Source organism: Brevibacterium daeguense, assembly GCF_021729135.1.
Classification (GTDB): Bacteria; Actinomycetota; Actinomycetes; order Actinomycetales; family Brevibacteriaceae; genus Brevibacterium; species Brevibacterium daeguense.
The window spans coordinates 1-19,893 of record NZ_JAJTWW010000012.1; the positions used below are offsets into that span (position 1 = coordinate 1).

A 19,893-nucleotide genomic window follows, 5' to 3' on the forward strand; every position below is an offset into this window, starting at 1 on the left:
CCGTTAGGCTTGGCCCATGACCTCACCCACCCACGACGACGCCCGAACTCTCCTGCCCGAACTGCGGCGATTGCGGCGCGAACTGCACCGTGAACCGGAGACCGGACTGCAGCTGCCGGCCACTCAGCGGCGGGTCGAGCAGGCGCTGTCCGGACTGGACGTGGAGATCATCCGGGGGACGGGTCTGAGCTCGCTGACGGTGGTGCTGCGCGGTGGGCGCCGCCCCGCGACCGGGGCAGCAGCCGTGCTGCTGCGCGCCGACATGGACGCCCTGCCCGTCGCGGAGGCCACCGGCTTCGACTTCGCCTCCGAAACCGGCGCGATGCACGCCTGCGGGCATGACCTGCATACGGCCGGCCTGGTCGGTGCGCTCCGACTCCTCCACGACTGCCGGGAGGACCTCGAAGGCGATGTCGTCTTCATGTTCCAGCCCGGCGAGGAGACCGGCGACGGCGCCCCCCTCATGCTGGAGGAGGGACTGCTGGAGGCCGCCGGGTCCCAGGTGGTCGCGGCGTACGGTGTGCACGTGTCCGCGGACCAGGAGCTCGGCGTGCTCTCGACCAGGCCGGGGCCGTACATGTCCGCATTCAGCCGGATGTACATCACCATCCGGGGCAAGGGCGGCCACGCGTCCCGCCCGCACACGGGCATGGACCCCATCCAGACCGGCGCGGCGGTCGTCGGCCAGCTCCAGGAGTACGCCACCCGCAGATTCGACGTCTTCGACCCGATCGTGGTCACGGTCGGCCAGTTCAACGCGGGCACGGCCCCCAACATCATGCCCGACACCGCGCAGCTGGTCGTCGGCGTTCGCACCTTCTCCGAGGTCACCACCGCTCGAGCCGAGCAGGAGCTGCCCCGCCTCGTGTCGACGCTCGCCGCCGCCCACGGCCTGTCCGCTGACGTCGAGTACGAGAACGCGCTGCCGCCCACGGTCAACGACCCGACCGAGAACGCGTTCTACCTGGAGACCTATGGGGAGCTGTTCGGCGACGACCGGGCCCGGCGGATCGACTATCCGAAGGCAGGGTCGGAGGACTTCTCCCACATCCTGCGCGCGGTCCCCGGCTCCTACGGACACCTGGGTGTCGCCATGCCGGGCACCGTGCCGGAGGAGCAGGACTCCAACCACTCACCGCGGGCCCGCCACAGCGATGACGGCCTGGCCGATCACGCGCTCTTCCTCGCACACCTGGCCGCGCGCCGGCTCGCCCGCGAATCCTCCGCCCGCTCGGTCCAGGAAGTCGGCGCTCGGGCGGCAGCGCACTCCGCGCGGGCGGGCCGCCCCACGACGGAGGTGAGCGGATGAAGCTCGGATACACCGCCGACGCCGTCCGCGCGGCCGAGCAGCCGCTGCTCGACGCCGGTCAGCTCGACCCGCTGATGCGCACCGCGGCCGCCGGGCTCGCCCGCGTCTGCCGCGAGCTGCTCACCGGGCACCATGGGCAGATCGCAGGCCGCCGCGTGGTCGTCCTCGCCGGCTCGGGCAAGAACGGTGGGGACGCGCTGTTCGCAGGTGCCGACCTCGCCTCCCGCGGTGCCGCCGTCACCGCCGTCGACGTGTTCTCCCGTCCGTTCGCCGCCGGCGTCAGCGCGCTGCGCGCGGCCGGGGGAGAGGTCGAACCCCTCGGGCCGGCTGCCCTCGCCGCGCTGCGGGCAGCCGACCTGGTGATCGACGGCGTATTCGGCACCGGCGCCAAGCCGGGACTCCCGGAGGCACTGTCCTCGCTGATCACCGACTGGCAGGCCGCCTCGGGCACGGGATCGCGCGCCGACCAGCTGGTGGTCGCCGTCGACGTCCCGACGGGCGTCGACGCCTCGACCGGAACCACTGGGGAGGTGTCCGTGCGCGCTGATCACACCGTGACCTTCGGTGCGCACAAGGCCGGACTCCTGCTGCCCGGCGGGGCCGAGGCCGCGGGTGAGATCACGCTCATCGACATCGGCCTCGACTTCGAGGACGTGATCCCCGCCGTGGAGGCGCCCGAGCCCGCCGACCTGGTCGACCTGTGGCCGCTGCCGCAGCCGCACATGCACAAGTACTCCCGCGGAGTGCTCGGCCTGGTCGCCGGCTCCCAGCGCTATCCCGGCGCCGGAGTGCTCGCGGCGGCCGGCGCGGTGTCCGCGGGGCTGGGGATGCTGCGCCTGCTGGCGCCCGCCACCGTGGAAGCCGCCGTGCTCGAGCGGCACCCGGAGACCGTGACCGAACCCGGGCGAGTCCAGGCCTGGGCACTGGGCCCGGGAGCGCCGGACTCGCTGGAGATGCGCCGGGCACTGGTGGACGCGGAGAACCGGTCGCTGCCGGTGGTCATCGACGCCGCCGGCCTCCGACTCATCACCCGCCCGCTGGAGACGAGCACGATCGTCACGCCGCATGCCGGTGAGCTCGTCGGCCTGCTCGGCCGACTCACCACGGGCGGTCCGGACCGCGCCGCGGTCGAGGCGCAGCCGGTGACGCACGCGGTGCGGGCGGCCGAGGCGCTGGGCGCGGTCGTCGTGCTCAAGGGCAACCGGACGGTCATCGCCCGCCCCGACGGAACAGTCGTCGCGCCGCCTCCCGGTCCGGCGAATCTGGCCACCGCCGGCACCGGCGATGTGCTCACCGGCATCCTCGGCGCCCTGCTGGCGACCACCGCCGGCGACCTTGCGGAAGCGCACCGCATCGACCTGGCGCGGCTGGCCGGGCTCGCGGTCCTGCTCCACGGGCTGGCCGGGCGCCACACCACGCACGCCTCCGGACTGCCCGCGGTGATCGAGGAGCTCGTCCTGGAGCTCGGCGAGCGTCGACCGTGAGCGGCACGGTCCCACCGGTCACGTGCTATCCCGGCACCGTGGTCCGCGCGGAGATCGACTCCGCGGCCCTCGTCCACAACATCCGCACGATCGCCGCCCGGATCGCTCCGGCAGCACTGATGTGCGTGCTCAAGGCCGACGCCTACGGCCACGGGATCGCCACCGCGGTTCGCGCATGCCGAGCGGCCGGCATCACCGACCTCGGAGTCGCGACCGTGCCGGAGGCGCTCCAGCTCACCGACCTGCTCGGCACTGATCCGGCCGTCCGCCGAGAACGCGTCCTGTGCTGGCTGTTCGACTCCGACACCGATCTTCGCGAGAGCGTTCGCCGCGGCATCGAGATCGGGCTGACGAATCCGCCGGCACTCGGTCAGCTCGCCGCTGCCGCCCAGGCCGCCGGGAGAGCTGCGCGGATCCACGTCAAGGTCGACACCGGGCTCGGTCGCAACGGCTTGACTGCCCGACAGCTGCGCGCCGTGATTCCGGAGCTCGAGCGCACCGCCGCTGCCGCGCCCGGCGGCATCGAGATCGTCGGAATCATGACGCACCTGGCCACCGCCGACGTCCCCTCCGACGCCGCGACCGCGGAGCAGCTCGCGAAGTTCGACGCAGCGGTGCGGATGGTGCGCGACCTCCTCGGTCGCCGGCCGGCACTGGGCAACCCGGATGCGCTGATCGTCCATGCCGCGAACTCGCCCGCCGCGCTCTCGCTCGACCCGGTGCCCGGCAGCATGGCGCGGGTGGGGCTGAGCCTCTACGGGCTGAGCCCGTTCGAGGGCACCGCGGCCTCGGAGCTCGGCCTCCGACCGGTCATGACGGTGAGATCGCGCGTGCTCACGGTCAAGGCCGTCCCCGCCGGCCACGGCGCCTCCTATGGCCTTCAGTACCGCGCCGAACGGGACACCCGCTTCGCGCTGGTCGCCGGCGGCTACGCGGACGGCATCCCGCGCGCCGCCTCCGGGCGCGCCGAGGTCACGGTGCGCGGTCGACGTCTCCCGGTGGTCGGCCGGATCGCGATGGATCAGATGATCCTCGACATCGGCGACGCGCAGGTGGAGATCGGCGACGAGGCCGTGATTCTCGGCGATGGGATCACCGGGCCGAGCGCCGAGGAATGGGGCGCCTGGGCGAACTCGATCAACTACGAGGTCGTCACCCGCATCGGTCCGCGCGTGGCCCGCGTGCCGGTTGGAGCGCCGGCGGCAGCTGGGCAGACGGCGGGACCATCGGCGCCAGAACCACCGACGGCAGCTGAACCGACGGCGGGAGACCCGAATGCGAGCTGAGCTGCAGATCACCGATCTGGCGGCGATGGAGGACTTCGCTCGGGTGCTGGCAGCCGTGCTGCGTCCCGGTGACCTCATCATCCTCACCGGTGATCTGGGCGCGGGGAAGACGACCCTGACCCAGTTCCTCGGCAGGGCGCTGGGCGTCACCGGGCGGGTGTCGTCGCCGACGTTCGTGATCGCTCGGGAGCACCGGTCGGCCGGCGACGGACCGGGTCTCATCCATGTCGACGCGTACCGATTGGGCGACGCCGCCGAATTCGCCGATCTCGACCTCGAATCCGACCTCGCCGAATCCGTGACCGTCGTCGAATGGGGCCACGGCATGGCCGAACAGCTCTCGTCCGACCGGTTGGAGATCACCCTGCTCCGAGCATTCGAGGACGCTGCGGGGGAGCAGGCCGGCGATGGTGACCCGGACGTGCCGGAGGACGAATCACGCCGGCTCATCCTCGATGCCGCCGGCGCCGGCTGGGAGACCCGGCTGCCCGTCCTGGCCGACTGGAAGGAGCCCACATGATCATCCTGGCCCTGGACACCTCGGCCGCGGCGAGCGCTGCCCTGCTCGACGATGACATCGTGCTGGCCGACTGGACGGAATTCTCCGTGCGGAAGCACGCCGAGCACCTCGGCCCGGCGCTCGCGGAGCTGCTCGCTGGACAGCCCGCGCCGCAACTGGCCGTCGTCGGCGTGGGGCCCGGACCCTTCACCGGGCTGCGGGCGGGCATTGCAACCGCGATCGGGTACGGCCTGGGCCGGGATATCCCGGTGCACGGACTGCCCAGCCATCACGGTCTGGCCCTGCGCGCGTTCGAAGCGGATCCCACCGGGGAGGTCGTCGTCGCCACCGACGCCCGGCGCAAGGAGGTCTACTGGACCCGCTACTCCGGTCTGGATTCCGCCGGCGTCCCCGTCGTCGCGGCCGGTCCCGAGGTGTCCGCTCCCGCCGCGCTCGGAGCGCAGCGCGCGCGCCGGTACGGGCGCGGATTCGCGCTCTACCCCGAACTGCTCGGGGCACCCGTCGGCGACGAACCCGCCGACCTGGAGACCACTGCGGCAGATCTGGGCCGGGTCGCGGTAAGGATGCTGACCGCGGGCAGGGAGCTGCTGCCGACCACGCCGCTCTACCTCCGGGCACCCGACGCCAAGCCGGCCGCCCCCACCACGACGAGTCTGCGATGAGCCGGCAGCTGCGCCGGATGCGCTGGTTCGACATCCGTCAGGTGGCCGGCCTCGACGCGGAGATCTTCGGTGCCGACGCGTGGACCGAGGCGTTCTTCTGGAGTGTGATGGCCGCCCCCGGGCATGAGTTCACGGTGGTCGAGGACGAGCAGCCGGGGAGCGAGCTCCTGCGAGCCGAGCGCGGGGAAGCGCAGCCGGGCAGCGAGGACCATGAACCGGTGATCATCGGCTTCGCGGGGCTGGCGGTCTCCGGTCCGCAGTCGGACATCCTCACCATCGCCTCACACCCGGCCGTGCGCGGACAGGGAGTGGGCACGGCGCTGCTCGACCACCTGCTGGCCCGGGCGCGCCACCACGGCTGCGAGGTGATCCACCTCGACGTGCGCAGCGACAACGCCGTCGCCCTCCGCCTCTACGAGTCCTACGGCTTCACCGAGCTCGGCCGGCGTCGCGGCTACTACCACGGCGCGGACGCCGTCGTGATGCGCGCCTTCCTCACCCACGGGACCCAGGCGTGATTGATAGCCTGACGGCATGACACTCACCGCGTCGCCGGTTCACCGGCTCGTCCAGCCGACCGTCCCGTCCGTGCCGGCTGCGGGTGCTGCACGCGCAGCGGTGGCGGCCCGATGATCCAGGCGTCGATCATCACCTGGGAGAGCGGCACCGACCTCGTCCTCGACGCCCGGGTGTCGCGCACCCCGCACGAGATCTGGCAGCACATCGCCGACCCCGACGCCTGCGCCGAATGGTTCGCTCCGTTCAGCAGATCGGACGAGGACCGGATCGTCTTCGACTTCGAGGACGATGCGCTGCCTGCGGAACTCCTGGTCTGCCAGGAGGACGCCCATGTGCTGCTGGCCTTCGAGGCCCTCGGTCAGCTGGGCCTGAGCCTCAAGGAGCTCGAGGACGGGACGCGCGTCACCGTGACCCACACCTTCGCCACCGTGGAGGAGGCCGCGGACATCCTGGCCGAGGTCGGCCCGGTGTGGGAGACCCACCTGCGCCTGCTGTGCGAAGTCCTCGGAGAGCAGCAGACGGACATCCGCGAGCATGAGCTCTACGCACGCTACGAGGAGCTCGCAGCGCAGGCCAGGGACGACGCCGCCTACGGCGCCGAAACCGACACCGCCGAACCCGAAGCCGCCGTATCCGACGCCGCCGAACCGGACGCGGAGGCCGACGGCGCGGGGGAGGGAAGCCGATGACCGCCACCCGGTCCGGACCGCTGGTCCTGGGCATCGAGACGTCCTGCGACGAGACGGGAGTCGGCATCGTGCGCGGCACGAGCCTCCTGACGAACACCATCGCCTCCTCGATGGACGAGCACGTGCGCTTCGGCGGGGTGGTGCCCGAGGTCGCCAGCCGCGCCCATGTGCAGTCCATCGGGCCCGCAATCTCCCGGGCCCTGGACGAGGCCGAGGTGACGTTGCCCGACCTCGACGCGATCGCCGTGACGGCCGGGCCGGGCCTGTCCGGCGCGCTCATGGTGGGAGTCAGTGCCGCCAAGGGGTTGGCCGCAGCCACCGGCAAGCCCCTCTACGGCATCAACCACCTCGCCGCGCACGTGGCGGTCGACCTCGTGGCCCCGGACTCGCCAGGTCTCCACACCCCGACGATCGCGCTGCTCGTGTCCGGGGGGCACACGGAGATTCTCCGGATCGGCGACATCGTCGACGACATCGAACTCCTCGGCGCCACGATCGACGACGCGGCCGGCGAGGCGTTCGACAAGACCGCTCGCCTGCTCGGGCTCGACTACCCCGGCGGGCCCAACATCTCCAGGGCCGCCGCCGGACAGTTCGACGAGTCGGGAGCACCGGGCGACCCGCAGGCCGTCCGCTTCCCCCGCGGGCTGAGCACCGCCAAGGACATGCGCGACCCCGAGCGCCGCTACTCCTTCTCCTTCTCCGGGCTCAAGACCGCAGCCCTGCGCTACGTCACCGCGGCCGAGCGAAACCCCGGCAGCGCGCGGCTGGCCGATGTCGCAGCGAGCTTCGAGGAGGCCGTCGTCGACGTTCTCGTCACCAAGACGCTGCTGGCCTGCGCGGACAGCGGGATCGGCCACGTGCTGCTCGGCGGAGGAGTCGCCGCCAACTCCCGGCTGCGCCGGCGGCTCACCGAACGCTGCCAGACCGCCGGCATCACCCTGCGGATCCCGCCGCTGCAGCTGTGCACCGACAACGGCGCGATGGTCGCCGCGCTCGGCGCGGAGATCGTCCGCCGCGGGATCGCACCCTCACCGTTCGAGTTCGGTGTCACCTCATCGCTGGAGGCCCACGATGTCCTCATCGCCTGATCCCCGCACGACCGGTCTGAGCTCGGCGAGCCCTGCCGGCGGCCCGGCGGAGAGCCTGCGCCACCAGAAGCCCCCGCTCGAGGTGCTGCGCCGCAATCGCAGGTCCGGCGACGGGTGGGTGGACACCCCGGACGGCCGCTACTGGGGCCGCTACGGAGCCGCCGGACTGCTCATCCACGACCCGCAGCGCGGAGTGCTCCTTCAGCACCGGGTGCCGTGGTCGGCACAGGGAGGGACCTGGGGAGTGCCCGGCGGGGCGATCGACGCGAACGAGACCCCGCTCGAGGGCGCGATCCGGGAATGCCACGAGGAGGCGGGGGTGCCGGACCCCGACGGCGGTGGCATCGAGATCCTCGACACCCACGTGCTGCAGAAGACCGGCTGGAGCTACACCACCGTGATCGCCCGGGCCACCCGCCACCTGGAGGAGTACGTGGCCGACATCGAGAGCGTGGCACTGGAATGGGTGCCGCTGGAGAAGGTGGCGGACTACCCGCTGCACCCGGGCTTCGGCGCCGCCTGGCCGCAGCTGCGCGCGGTGCTCGAAGGCTGATCAGGCAGCGCTCGATCAGGCAGCGCTCGAAGACTGATCAGAAGCTCTCGGCGGCGAACTCGCCGACCAGCTGCCGGGCGACGGCCCGGAGGTCGCCGCCGGCGGCCAGGCAGGCGCGCTGGCGCTGGTAGCTGGCCCCCGCCTCGGCGAACCGGAGCATGTCCTCGAGCTCGGCGGCGCAGCCCAGCCGCTGCGCGACCGGCCGCAGGCGCTCGACCTCCTCGGCGAGCACCGTGGTCACCAGCCGCTCACGCGCCTCGGCGTTCTCGATGATGATCGCCTCCATCCCGTAGCGGGCGGCGCGCCACTTGTTCTCGAAGTGGAACCAGTCGGGCATCCGCGGCAGCGTCTCCCCGGCGTCGAGCCGGGCGGAGAAGTCGTCGACCAGGCACTGGACGAACGCGGTCACCGCGGCGACCTCGGCGATCGTGGGCATCCCGTCGCACACGCGAACCTCGATGGTGCCCCAATTCGGTGCCGGGCGGATGTCCCAGCGGATCTCGTTGATCTGATCGATCACGCCGGTGGTGAGCATGTCGTCGGTGTAGCGCTCGTAGTCGGCCCAGGTGTCGAACTGGTAGGGCAGCCCCGCAGTGGGCAGCTGCTGGAAGAGCATCGCGCGGTTGGAGGCGTAGCCGGTGTCGTTCGCGTCCCAGAAGGGTGAGGAGGCGCTCACGGCCTGCAGATGAGGCACATAGGCCAGCAGCGCGCTGAGGATCGGCAGCACCTTGTCGCGGTGATCGATCCCCACGTGGGTGTGGACGCCGAAGATCAGCATGTGCCGGCCCCACCACTGGGTGCGGTTGATGAGCTCGGCGTAGCGCTCCTTGTCCGTGACCTCCTGGTCGACCCAGCGCGAGAACGGGTGGGTGCCGGCGCACATCAGGGAGATGCCGAGCTGGTCGGTGATCGTGCGCAGCCGGCCGACGATGTCGAGGATCTCGCGTCGGATCCCGCTCACGGTGCGGTGGACGCCGGTGACCACCTCCACGGTGTTCGTCAGCATCTCGCCCACGACGCGGCCTTCCAGCTCCGGCATCCGGGAGACGGCGTCCAGGACCTCACCGGCCCGCGGGACCAGGTCCAGGCTCGACGAGTCCACGAGGGCGAGCTCCCACTCCACACCAAGCGTGGAGCGCTCGGAGTGAGCGAAGTCAACCATGCCGCAATCCTACGTCAGCCCCACCCACGGCTCGGTCGGTACGATGGCGGCTATGCGCTTTCCCGCCCTGCTCGCAGCCCTCGCCCTCGCGCTCACCGCCTGCACCCCCGGTGCCGGCTCCGATGCCGACGCGCGGGCCGGCGACGCCGCTTCGAGCGAGACCGCGGGCACGGTCGGCCCGGGCGCCGACCAGCCGGACCGGATCGGCCGGGTCGCGGACTTCCGGGAGCTCGCCGCCGACCTCGTCGCGCAGCTGGACGACGCGGCGCTGGCCGGGGCGGTCGTGGTCGGCTCCTACGACGGAACCGACCCCGAGCTCGGAGCCGCCATGGTCCGGGACCACCAGCTGGCCGGCGCCATCGTCATGGCCTACAACCTGCCCGAGGCGCCCACCCCGGAGGATGTCCGCGCAGTCACCCGGACGCTCGCCGATTCCGGTGCGGACCGGGGATGGCGGGTCTTCCTCGGGGTGGACCAGGAGGGCGGGCCGGTGTCGCGGCTGAGCACCGCCGCGCTCGACCTGCCGCCGCTCATGGCCCACGGCGCCGCCGACGATGCGGCGCTGACGACCTCCGTCACCCAGGCGCAGGGCGCCGACCTGCGCGCCCTCGGCTTCACCGCCGATTTCGCCCCCGTCGCCGACGTCACGATCGGGGCCGGTGATCCCGCCATCAACGTGCGCTCGGCGGGCGCGGACCCGGAGCTCGTCGCCCGCACCGTCGAGGGGGCCGTCGCCGGCTACACCGACGCAGGTCTCGCCTCCTCCGCCAAGCACTTCCCCGGACACGGCGCACTGGCCGCGGACTCCCACGAGACGCTGCCGGTCTCGGACTCCTCGATCGCCGACATGGCCGACCGCGACCTCGTCCCGTTCGCCGCCGCCGTCGAGGCGGACGTGCCGATGATCATGATGGGCCACATCGGACTGCCGGGCGCGGAGACGACTCCCGCCACCCTCAACCCGGAGGCGTACTCGGAGCTGCGCGACCGGCTGGACTACGACGGCGTGGTCGTCACCGACGCGCTCAACATGGGCGCCGTGACCACGCGAGCCGCGGGTGCGGAGACGGTCGAGGCGATCCGGGCCGGCGCCGATCTCGCGCTGCTGCCGCCGGACGCCGGCGCCTCGGTGACGGCGCTGCAGGAGGCGCTCGACTCCGGCGAGCTGCCGCGCGAACGGCTCGTCGAGGCCGCCGAACGGGTGGTGGCCATGCAGCTGTGGCAGGAAGATGCCTCCGGGCTGGCGGTGACCGTCGACGACGCCGCGCACCGGGTCTCGTCCTTCGCGGAGGAGTCGCTCACGGTGCTCGCCGGCGAGTGCTCCTTCCCGGAGCCGGTCGAGGAGATCGCGCTGAGCGGGGCGGACGCAGAGGATGTCGCCGTCTTCACCGCAGCCGCCGAGTCCGCAGGTCTGCAGATCGACCCCGATGCCGGTCTCAGCGTCGGGATCGACGGCGGGAGCAGTGATGTCCTCATCGCGACCGACGGCCCGTGGCGGGCGGCCGGCACGGGGGCGGACACGGTGCTGGTGACCTACGACGACTACGCCGCAGGGTTCGCCGCGGTGGCCCGCTACCTCCGCGGCGAGGCGGAGGCCGGCGGTTCCCTGCCGGTCGACGTCGCCGGCGCCCGGCCGCCCGGCTGCGACTGAGGCGGTTCTCAGTCGCCGGTGGCCACCGGGCGCTGCGGGTCGTTCGACCAGCCGGACCAGCTCGCCGGGTAGAGGGAGCTCTCCACGCCGAGGGTGGCCAGGGCCAGCGCGTCGTGGCAGGCGCTCACGCCCGAACCGCAGTAGACCCCGACCTCGCCGTCGAGAGCACCCAGGGCCGCGAACTGCTCGCGCAGCTCGTCCTCGGGCTTGAAGAACCCATCCCGGACATTGTCGGAGGCGGGAGCGCTCGCAGCGCCGGGAATGTGGCCGGCCTGAGGATCGAGCGGCTCGGTGTCCCCGCGGAAGCGCTCTCGGGACCGGGCGTCGAGGACGGTGCCGGTCCCCGTCAGGGCGGCGGCCGCATCGGCGTCGAGCGTGGGCAGCGAATCGGGGACGATCTCGAACTCGCTGGGGGCGGGCGCCTCGGGTGCCTCCGTGCTGACCTCGTGCCCGGCGGCCTGCCAGGCGGAGAAGCCGCCGTCGAGGACGCGCACGTTGCCCACTCCCGCCCAGCGCAGCAGCCACCAGGCGCGGGCGGCGCCCATTCCGGCGACATCGTCGTAGACCACGACCGGGGTGCCGGCGTCGATGCCCCAGCGCCGGATCGTGCGCTCGAAGTGCACGGGGTCGGGCAGCGGGTGGCGCCCGGCGGTCGGGTCGGTCGAGCTGCTGTCGGCGAGCTGTTCACCGAGGGAGACGTAGAGGGCACCGGGGATGTGGCCGGCGTCGTAGTCGTCGCGGCCGTCGGGCTTCTCCAGCGTCCAGCGGACGTCGAGGAGGACGGGAGGGGCGGCGCTCATCTGCTCCCGGGCCAGCCGTTCGACGCTGATGAGGTGGTCTTCGCGTGCCATGGGCATCCTTTCGCAGCGGTCGGTGATTCCGACGGTACTCCTGTCAGCGCAGGCGGCAACTCCCGGCAGGGAACCCTCGACGAGGTCGGCGGCCTCCGGCAGGCGCCCTTCGAGCGATGCCGCAGTCACGCCGCGTCGGTGACCTCGTCGACGAGCAGCACCACGTGATCCTCGCCCAGGCGGGTGAACACGAGCGTCGCCTGCTCGCCGGGCGGCAGCTTCAGGCGGCGGCGGACGGTGTCCGGCACGATGTCGGCGCCGCGCTTCTTGATGACGACCTTGCCGACGCCGCGCTCCACCAGTGCGCGCCGCAGCGGCTTGAGCCCCGCCGGGAGCACGTCGCGGATCCGGAAGGACCGCACCAGCGCACGACCGGCACCGCCGGGCAGCCGGTCCCCGGTGAGGTAGGCGATCGGCTTGGAGATCCGCCGCGCTCCCAGGGGCGCGCACAGGGCCGTGACGAGCCCGGCACGCACCAGCGCCCCGTCGGGTTCGAACAGGAAATCGCCCAGCTCACCGATCCGGTCCTCGTCCTCGGCCGGCACCTCGGACTCGTGGACCCGCACGGCCCGGTCCGCGCCGAGCACCAGCGCGTTGCGACCGGCCTCCTGCCGGGCTTCACCGTGATAGAGCGCGACCTCGACGACGTCGCCGTCGTGCGAGACCCACTGGGCCTCCCAGCCCGGCGGCACGAGCTCGTGGTCGAGCGCGGGGCCGAGCTTGATCCCGGTGGCCGGCACCTGCTCGGCGGCGGTGAAGGCCCAGGACAGCGAGGGGGAGAACGCCTCGGGATCGGAGATGCGGGTCGCATTGCCGCGGGCGTCCGCGCGCGAGGTGCGCCGGGCCGGGTCCAGCCACAGCGCAGAGGCGCGGGTCAGGTCGTAGTCCTCGGCCCGCCCATGGGTGACGGTGACCGTGTCCAGGCTGCGCAGGTTGAACGTCGCGATCGCGGCGGTCACCTCGTCGGCCTCCACCGCCTCGACGGTGCCGCCGAGCCCGGCGAAGGCCATCGTGTCGGCACCCAGCCCGCAGCCGAGGTCGGCGATGACCTGCGGATCGGAGGCGAGCATGCGCTGTGCGTGGTGGGCGGCGACCGGCAGCCGGGTGGCCTGCGCCAGGCCGTCGCGGGTGAAGAGCATGCCGGCGGCGAAGGGGCCGAACTTCTCCGCCGCCGCCAACCGCAGCGCCGCCTGGGACACCAGCGCCGCCGCCGTGTCGGGATCGAGTCCCGACTTGCGCAGTCGCGATGCCAGGGCCAGCTCGTCGGCCGGGCGGTACTCGATGTCGGCGAGCCGCGCGTACACCTCGGGCTCGAGGAGACGGGCGAGAGTGCTGGATTCCATCGTCTCAGGGTACGGGAACCGCAGCGCCGCACGAGTCCCGGCGAAGGCCTGGTGCTGGGCACGGTGTCGTCTAGGGTGGGGGACGTGAGCACCCTGTTGAACGCGCGCGAGATCCGCGAGCTGGCCGATGACCTCGGACTGAGGCCCACCAAGCAGCGTGGGCAGAACTTCGTCATCGACCCCAACACCGTGCGCATGATCGTGGACGCGGCGGCACTGCCGGAGGCCGGCACTGTCGCGGAGGTGGGGCCCGGACTGGGCTCGCTGACGCTGGGCCTGCTGGAGGCCGGGCATCGGGTGATCGCCGTGGAGATCGACGACCTGCTGGCCGCGCGTCTGCCCCGCACAGTCGCCGAACGCTGCGGTGACGACGCCCCGTTCGAGCTCGTCCACGCCGACGCGCTGCGCGTGTCGGAGCTGCCGGGGCGCCCGCAGGCCCTCGTCGCCAATCTCCCCTACAACGTCGCCGTGCCCGTGCTGCTGCACTTCCTGGCGACCTTCGAGTCGATCACGACCGTGCTCGTCATGGTGCAGGCCGAGGTGGCCGACCGGCTGGCCGCCGGGCCGGGATCCCGGGTCTACGGGGTGCCGAGTGTCAAGGCGCGCTGGTACGGGTCCGTCGCCCGGGTGGCCACCGTCGGCAAGAACGTGTTCTGGCCCGCCCCCAACGTCGACTCCGGGCTCGTGCGGATCGAACGCCGCCCGAACCGCTTCGATGCCGACCGGTCACAGGTGTTCGCCGTCATCGACGCCGCCTTCGCCCAGCGGCGCAAGACGCTGCGCGCCGCGCTCGCCGGCTGGGCACACGGAGCCGCCCGGGCCGAGGAGATCCTGACGGCCGCCGGAATCGATCCGCGTGCCCGAGGGGAAGTGCTCGACATCGACGACTTCGTGGCCATCGCCCGAGCGAAGGAGACTGCATGACGGGTTCGCGCAACCCCGCGACCGGCTATTCCTCCGTCACCGCCCGCGCCTACGGGAAGATCAACGTCTTCCTGGCGGTCGGCCCGCAGATGGATGATGGGTATCACGAGCTCGTCACCGTATTCCAGTCCCTCGACCTCTCCGAGACCGTCACCCTGACGGTCGCCGATTCCCATGCGGTGAGTCTCACCGGCCGGTATGCCGACACCACCGTCCCGCTGGACGAGTCCAATCTGGCCCTCGCCGCCGTCCTCGCGCTGGCCGAGGCGACGGGCACCTCGGTGCCGGTGACGGTGGCGATCGAGAAGAACGTTCCGGTCGCGGGCGGCATGGGCGGCGGCTCCGCGGACGCCGCGGCCGCGCTGCTGGCCTATGCCCACCTCATCGGGTGCACCGACCGGGAGCTCATCGGGCGGGTGGCGTCCTCGCTCGGGGCGGACGTGCCCTTCGCGCTGCGCGGCGGGACCGCGCTGGGCACCGGCCGCGGCGACGAGCTCAATCCGGTCATCCATCGGGGCCGGTTCCACTGGGTGCTCGCCACCTCGACCGGCCGGCTGTCCACGCCCGAGGTGTATCGCCGCCTCGACGAGCTGCGGGCGGATGCCCCCTCCGGACCGGGTGCAGCTGAGGAGACGGCCGATCCCGCCGAGGTGCTGCGGGCGATCAGCAGCGGTGATCCGGAGGCGCTGGCCGGTGCCCTCCACAACGACATGACTGCGGCCGCGGTCGACCTGCTGCCCGGCCTGGACCACGTGATGGAGACCGGGATGCGCGCCGGGGCCCTGGCAGCGCTGGTGTCCGGCTCCGGGCCGACGATCGGCTTCCTCGCCCGCGATCACACTCACGCCCTGGAGATCGCGGTGCTGCTCGAAGCCAGTCGCGGCGTGCGCCAGGTCGTGCGCACCACCGGGCCCGCGGGCGGTGCGCGCGTGGTCGGGATGACGAGCGCGGAGGCACCGGTCAGCCTGCGCTCCGAGGACTGACGCAGCGGGACGGGCGGCAGAGACTAGACTGGTTCGTCGAACCGCGCAATTCTCTGCCCTGCCGCATCCCTGCTGCTGACGATCGAGGAAACCACGTGCACCTTCTCGGCTGCGAGTCCATCAGCCTGTCCTATCCCAACCGCACCGTCCTGGAAGACGTCACGCTCGGCATCGACGCCGGTGACCGCATCGGCATGGTCGGCCGCAACGGCGACGGCAAATCCACGCTCATGCGGATCCTGGCCGGCATCCAGGAGCCGGACTCCGGGCGGGTGACGGTCCGCGGCGGTGTGCGCGTGGGCTTCCTCGAGCAGGCCGACGAACTGGACTCCGGTCTCGACGTCCGCACCACCGTGGTCGGCGATGCCGCCGACCACGAATGGGCGTCCAAGCCCGAGGTGCGGGACGTGATGAACGGCCTGCTCGGCGACATCGAGCTGGCCGCTCAGGTGGGCGAGCTGTCCGGCGGGCAGCGCAGACGTGTCGCGCTGGCACGGCTGCTGGCAGGGGACTGGGACATCCTGATGCTCGACGAGCCGACCAACCACCTCGACATCGACGGCGTGCAGTGGCTGGCCGAGCACATCAAGCGCCGGTGGCCGGCCGGCCAGGGCGCGCTGCTCGTCGTCACCCACGACCGCTGGTTCCTCGACGAGGTCTCGACCATGACGTGGGAGGTCCACGACGCGACGGTCGACGCCTTCGAGGGCGGCTACGCGGCGTACGTCCTGCAGCGCGTGGAGCGGGACCGGCAGGCGGCCACGGCCGAGGCGAAGCGGCAGAATCTCATGCGCAAGGAGCTGGCCTGGCTGCGCCGAGGTGCCCCGGCCCGCACCTCCAAGCCCAAGTTCCGCATCGATGCCGCCAACGAGCTGATCGCCGCGGAGCCGCCGGTGCGCGACACCGTGCAGCTGGTGTCGATGGCGACCTCGCGGCTGGGCAAGGACGTCTTCGAGCTGACGGACGTGTCGGTGAGGTATCCCGGCGCTGATCAGCCCGTGGTCGAGCACGTCGACTGGAACATCGGCCCGGGCGATCGGTTCGGCATCCTCGGCCCCAACGGCGCCGGCAAGTCGACGCTGGTCGGCACGATCACCGGGGCGGTCGAGCCGAGCAGCGGACGCGTGCGGCAGGGCAAGACGGTGAAGATCGCGGTCCTTGACCAGCAGCTGCGCGAGCTCCAGGACCTGCAGGACGACCGGGTGCGGGAGATCCTGGCGCGGAAGCGCACCGAGTACCGGACCGCCGACGGCGCGCTCACCCCCAGTCAGCTGCTGGAGAAGCTGGGGCTGGGCGATGTGCTGTCCTCGCGGGTGAAGGACCTGTCGGGCGGGCAGCAGCGTCGACTGCAGCTGCTGCTCATCCTGCTCGACGAGCCCAACGTGCTCATCCTCGACGAGCCGACCAATGACATGGACACCGACATGCTCGCCGCCATGGAGGACCTGCTCGACACGTGGCCGGGCACGCTCCTGGTCATCTCGCACGACCGGTATTTCATGGAGCGCGTCACCGATCATCAGTACGCGCTGCTGTCCGGGCGGCTGCGCCATCTGCCCGGCGGCATCGACCAGTACCTGCAGCGGGCCGCCGAGGCGCGGAAGGCCGGCGGGACGAGCGCCGGAGCCGGTGCGGGCGCCTCGGGAACGGGATCCGGTGCCGACGGCAGCACAGCAGCGGGCACCGGTGCGGGCGTCAGCGGCAGCGGCGGCGGACCCGGGGGAGCGGATGGTGGGGGCCAGGCGGCTGAGGACGGGCTCAGCCCGGCCGAGCGGCGGCGGATCACCAAGGAGGTCCAGGCGGTCGCCCGGCGGATCGACAAGCTGGAGGACCGGATCGCCAGGGTGGATGCCGACCTCGCCGCACGCGATCAGAGCGACTTCGAAGGTCTCGCGGCGCTCGCGGCCGGCCGGCAGGAGCTCGCCGAGGAGAAGGACGAACTCGAACTGGAGTGGCTGGAGCTGTCAGCGGAGCTCGAGTGAGGGCGGAGCCGGTCAGTCAGTGCCGAGCGGTGGTGGCTGAACTGGGAGCCGCCTGACCGGCGAGCTCGGCGGGGTCGGCCGACTCCAGTGCGTCGAGGAGGCGCTGATTCGCCCCCGCGAGCTCATGGAGGAAGTCGATCCGCTGGCTGATGTGCTCATCGCTGAGGGTCCCGAGCGCCAGCTCATAGCTGTCGACGACCTGCTGGTAGTAGCGCATGATGAGGGCGGCCGATTCCTCGGTGTAGTACACGGAGATGCGGCGGCGGTCGGCGGAGTCGCGTTCGCGCAGCAGGAGCCCACGGTTGGCGAGGCGCTCGAGGATCGATGTCAGGGTGGACGCGGACAGCGACAGCTGCTGGCAGATGTAGCCGGGAGTCGCAGTGTGCCCCGTGTCGCCGACGGCCACCACTGTCTGCAGCACCTGGAAGTCGATGAGATTCAGACGATTGGCGTGGGCGAAGCGGGAGGCGGCGGTGCGCGCGATCATGTGCTGGACCTGATTCGCATGGACGACCGAGGCGATCCGCGCACGACGTTCCCTCTGCTCAGGACTGAGGTCGGCAGAGTCGGCGTCGAAGAGTTCAAGAAGCGAATCAGGGAGCATGGCATACATGATAGGTCAGAGCAACCCCCGTGACTGCTGGTCCGACGTACCAGTTTCCTGTGAAGGTCGTATTGTTCCAACTTCGTGAGTTGCCGGCGTCGTAGTGTTCCGACGTCTGTTGAGTATCGTGGGAGCCGCGGCGGACTCGCCCAGCAGAACCGGCGCAGCCTCGCGCATTCCCGCAGTCACGTGCATTCCCACCGACGCGCACCAGCGAAAGGACATCATGCCGATCGAACCCCACGACGCCGTCGACATCATTCGGACCAAACGCGACAGCGGCACCCTGAACCGCGACCAGATCTCCTGGGTGATCGACGCCTACACCCGCGGTGTCGTGGCCGAGGAGCAGATGTCGGCCCTGGCGATGGCGATCTACCTCAACGGGATGAGCGAGTCCGAACTCGGGCACTGGACGCGCGCGATGATCGACTCCGGGGACCGCCTCGACTTCAGCTCCCTGTCGCGGCCGACAGTGGACAAGCACTCGACCGGTGGGGTCGGTGACAAGATCACGCTTCCGCTGACGCCGCTGGTGGCCGTGTTCGGCGCGGCCGTGCCGCAGCTGTCGGGCCGCGGGCTGGGCCACACCGGCGGCACCCTCGACAAGCTCGAGTCGATCCCGGGCTGGCGGGCGGACCTGGACACCGCGGAGGTGATGCACCAGCTCGACGCCCTCGGCGCAGTGGTGTGCGCTGCCGGCACCGGCCTGGCGCCTGCCGACCGCAAGCTGTATGCCCTGCGGGACACCACCGCGACGGTGGAGTCGATCCCGCTCATCGCCTCCTCGATCATGTCGAAGAAGATCGCCGAGGGCACCGGCGCGCTGGTCCTCGATGTCAAGGTCGGCTCGGGCGCCTTCATGAAGGACCTCGCCTCCGCTGAGCAGCTCGCCCGCACCATGGTGGCCCTCGGGCGCGACGCCGGCGTGCGGACCACCGCGCTGCTCACCGACATGTCGGCACCGCTGGGTCGGACGGTCGGGAACGCGCTCGAAGTCCGCGAGGCGGTCGAGGTGCTCGCCGGCGGCGGCCCGAGCGATGTCGTCGAGCTGACGGTGGCACTGGCGACCGAGATGCTCCGGCTGGCAGGGAAGGACGACGTCGACGTCGCCGCAGCGCTGGGCGACGGCCGCGCGATGGACGTGTGGCGGGCGATGATCACCGCGCAGGGCGGCGACCCGGACGCGGACCTGCCGCAGGCTCGCGACACCGATGTCGTCACCGCCGAGACCAGCGGAGTGCTGACCGCGCTGGACGCGGAGGTGATCGGCATCGCCTCGTGGCGGCTGGGGGCAGGCCGGGCCCGCAAGGAGGAGACCGTGCAGGCGGGCGCCGGGATCGAGCTCCATGTCAAGGCGGGAGAAGCCGTCACCGCCGGGGCGCCCCTGGTGACCCTGCACTCCGATGAGTCCGAGCGGTTCGCCCGCGCCCGCGAGGCGCTCGCGGAGGCCTTCGACATCACGCCGGCCGCAGAAGGCGCCGACGCGGACACGGCGCGCTCGGTCGTCCTGAGCCGCATCGCCGACTGACTCGCACCGCACCGCAATCCCGCCGCCCTCGATTCTCAAGGAGCACCCATGACCTCGCGCACCGATGTCGCCGCCATGATCGACCACACCCTGCTCAAGCCCGAGTCCACTCCCGCCGACGTCGCAGCCCTGGTCGCGGAGGCCCAGGCACTCGGGGTCAAGGCGATCTGCGTGTCGCCGAGCGCGCTGCCCGTTGCCGACACCGGTGACCTCGTGGTCGCGACGGTGTGCGGCTTCCCCTCCGGCGGGCACCACTCCGAGATCAAGGCCGCCGAAGCCGCCCGTGCCGTGGCTGATGGAGCCGACGAGGTCGACATGGTGATCAACCTGGGGGCCGCCAAGGCCGGCGACTTCGACGCCGTCGAGTCCGACATCCGGGCAGTCGTCGCGGCGGCCGGCAGCGCACTCGTCAAGGTCATCATCGAATCAGCGGCGCTGACGGACGAGGAGATCGTCGAGGCCTGCCGGCGCGCCGAACGAGCAGGGGCGGGCTTCGTCAAGACCTCCACGGGATTCCACCCGTCCGGCGGCGCCTCGGCGCAGGCGGTCCGACTCATGCGCGCGACGGTGGGGGGCCGGCTCGGCGTCAAGGCCTCCGGCGGGATCCGCACTGCGCAGGCAGCCGAGGAGATGATCCGGGCCGGCGCCTCCCGCTTGGGACTGTCGGGCTCGCGGGTCGTCCTCGACGGCCTGGCGTAGGCCTGGCCTCGTCGACCGAGGCGCCCGCCGGCTGCTGCCGAGACGCACCG

At 72.0% G+C, this 19,893-nt stretch carries 19 protein-coding genes; 15 read left to right on the forward strand and 4 right to left on the reverse strand.

The features are described from left to right. The first annotated feature begins 16 nt into the window (after positions 1–16). The 9 genes from LXN01_RS10715 (at position 17) to LXN01_RS10755 (ending at position 8,113) form a co-directional block, all read left to right on the forward strand. Positions 17–1,309: a M20 metallopeptidase family protein gene (locus tag LXN01_RS10715; protein ID WP_236864960.1), complete on the forward strand. Its 1,293-nt coding sequence runs from the start codon at positions 17–19 to the stop codon at positions 1,307–1,309. Beyond that, positions 1,306–2,793: an NAD(P)H-hydrate dehydratase gene (locus LXN01_RS10720; protein ID WP_236864961.1), complete on the forward strand. Its 1,488-nt coding sequence runs from the start codon at positions 1,306–1,308 to the stop codon at positions 2,791–2,793. Before LXN01_RS10715 ends, LXN01_RS10720 begins: the two co-directional genes overlap by 4 nt. Further along, a complete protein-coding gene (alr, locus tag LXN01_RS10725) occupies positions 2,790–4,079 on the forward strand; it encodes an alanine racemase (protein WP_236864963.1) in 1,290 nt (429 codons plus the stop codon). The genes LXN01_RS10720 and alr overlap by 4 nt, the downstream gene beginning before the upstream one ends. After that, positions 4,069–4,599: a tRNA (adenosine(37)-N6)-threonylcarbamoyltransferase complex ATPase subunit type 1 TsaE gene (tsaE, locus tag LXN01_RS10730; RefSeq protein ID WP_236864971.1), complete on the forward strand. Its 531-nt coding sequence runs from the start codon at positions 4,069–4,071 to the stop codon at positions 4,597–4,599. The genes alr and tsaE overlap by 11 nt, the downstream gene beginning before the upstream one ends. After that, positions 4,596–5,261: a tRNA (adenosine(37)-N6)-threonylcarbamoyltransferase complex dimerization subunit type 1 TsaB gene (gene tsaB, locus LXN01_RS10735; protein WP_236864973.1), complete on the forward strand. Its 666-nt coding sequence runs from the start codon at positions 4,596–4,598 to the stop codon at positions 5,259–5,261. The genes tsaE and tsaB overlap by 4 nt, the downstream gene beginning before the upstream one ends. After that, positions 5,258–5,779, forward strand: a complete 522-nt coding sequence (locus LXN01_RS10740) for a GNAT family N-acetyltransferase (RefSeq protein ID WP_236864975.1) — start codon at positions 5,258–5,260, stop codon at positions 5,777–5,779. The genes tsaB and LXN01_RS10740 overlap by 4 nt, the downstream gene beginning before the upstream one ends. Before the next feature lie 111 nt (positions 5,780–5,890). Beyond that, entirely contained in the window at positions 5,891–6,469 is a 579-nt protein-coding gene (locus LXN01_RS10745) for an SRPBCC family protein (RefSeq protein ID WP_236864977.1), read from the forward strand. Beyond that, complete coding sequence (gene tsaD / locus LXN01_RS10750; RefSeq protein ID WP_236864979.1) at positions 6,466–7,560, forward strand: tRNA (adenosine(37)-N6)-threonylcarbamoyltransferase complex transferase subunit TsaD; 1,095 nt, start codon at positions 6,466–6,468, stop codon at positions 7,558–7,560. The genes LXN01_RS10745 and tsaD overlap by 4 nt, the downstream gene beginning before the upstream one ends. Then, entirely contained in the window at positions 7,544–8,113 is a 570-nt protein-coding gene (locus tag LXN01_RS10755; protein ID WP_236864981.1) for an NUDIX domain-containing protein, read from the forward strand. Before tsaD ends, LXN01_RS10755 begins: the two co-directional genes overlap by 17 nt. Before the next feature lie 37 nt (positions 8,114–8,150). Here the strand turns inward: LXN01_RS10755 and LXN01_RS10760 are convergent, their stop codons facing one another. Next, positions 8,151–9,275: a glutamate--cysteine ligase gene (locus tag LXN01_RS10760; protein WP_236864983.1), complete on the reverse strand. Its 1,125-nt coding sequence runs from the start codon at positions 9,273–9,275 to the stop codon at positions 8,151–8,153. On the opposite strand from LXN01_RS10760, the gene LXN01_RS10765 reads away from it, so the two are divergent. After that, positions 9,274–10,926, forward strand: coding sequence for a glycoside hydrolase family 3 protein (locus LXN01_RS10765; protein WP_236864985.1), 1,653 nt, complete (start codon positions 9,274–9,276; stop codon positions 10,924–10,926). The genes LXN01_RS10760 and LXN01_RS10765 overlap by 2 nt on opposite strands. An 8-nt stretch (positions 10,927–10,934) precedes the next feature. Here the strand turns inward: LXN01_RS10765 and LXN01_RS10770 are convergent, their stop codons facing one another. Further along, positions 10,935–11,777: a sulfurtransferase gene (locus tag LXN01_RS10770; protein WP_236864988.1), complete on the reverse strand. Its 843-nt coding sequence runs from the start codon at positions 11,775–11,777 to the stop codon at positions 10,935–10,937. A 125-nt stretch (positions 11,778–11,902) separates the two neighbouring features. Continuing rightward, positions 11,903–13,120, reverse strand: a complete 1,218-nt coding sequence (locus tag LXN01_RS10775; protein ID WP_236864990.1) for a class I SAM-dependent methyltransferase — start codon at positions 13,118–13,120, stop codon at positions 11,903–11,905. Between the two features lie 84 nt (positions 13,121–13,204). On the opposite strand from LXN01_RS10775, the gene rsmA reads away from it, so the two are divergent. The 3 genes from rsmA (at position 13,205) to LXN01_RS10790 (ending at position 17,009) form a co-directional block, all read left to right on the forward strand. Further along, complete coding sequence (gene rsmA, locus LXN01_RS10780) at positions 13,205–14,044, forward strand: 16S rRNA (adenine(1518)-N(6)/adenine(1519)-N(6))-dimethyltransferase RsmA (RefSeq protein WP_236864992.1); 840 nt, start codon at positions 13,205–13,207, stop codon at positions 14,042–14,044. Then, complete coding sequence (locus LXN01_RS10785; protein ID WP_236864999.1) at positions 14,041–15,027, forward strand: 4-(cytidine 5'-diphospho)-2-C-methyl-D-erythritol kinase; 987 nt, start codon at positions 14,041–14,043, stop codon at positions 15,025–15,027. Before rsmA ends, LXN01_RS10785 begins: the two co-directional genes overlap by 4 nt. A 95-nt stretch (positions 15,028–15,122) precedes the next feature. Then, complete coding sequence (locus LXN01_RS10790; RefSeq protein ID WP_236865000.1) at positions 15,123–17,009, forward strand: ABC-F family ATP-binding cassette domain-containing protein; 1,887 nt, start codon at positions 15,123–15,125, stop codon at positions 17,007–17,009. A 16-nt stretch (positions 17,010–17,025) separates the two neighbouring features. Here the strand turns inward: LXN01_RS10790 and LXN01_RS10795 are convergent, their stop codons facing one another. Then, entirely contained in the window at positions 17,026–17,613 is a 588-nt protein-coding gene (locus tag LXN01_RS10795; RefSeq protein WP_236865002.1) for a MarR family winged helix-turn-helix transcriptional regulator, read from the reverse strand. Between the two features lie 226 nt (positions 17,614–17,839). Here LXN01_RS10795 and LXN01_RS10800 point away from each other — a divergent pair, with 226 nt between their 5' ends. Both LXN01_RS10800 and deoC read left to right on the forward strand, forming a co-directional pair. Next, complete coding sequence (locus LXN01_RS10800; protein WP_236865004.1) at positions 17,840–19,144, forward strand: thymidine phosphorylase; 1,305 nt, start codon at positions 17,840–17,842, stop codon at positions 19,142–19,144. A 48-nt stretch (positions 19,145–19,192) separates the two neighbouring features. Next, positions 19,193–19,843, forward strand: a complete 651-nt coding sequence (gene deoC, locus LXN01_RS10805; RefSeq protein ID WP_236865006.1) for a deoxyribose-phosphate aldolase — start codon at positions 19,193–19,195, stop codon at positions 19,841–19,843. Positions 19,844–19,893 lie beyond the last annotated feature (50 nt).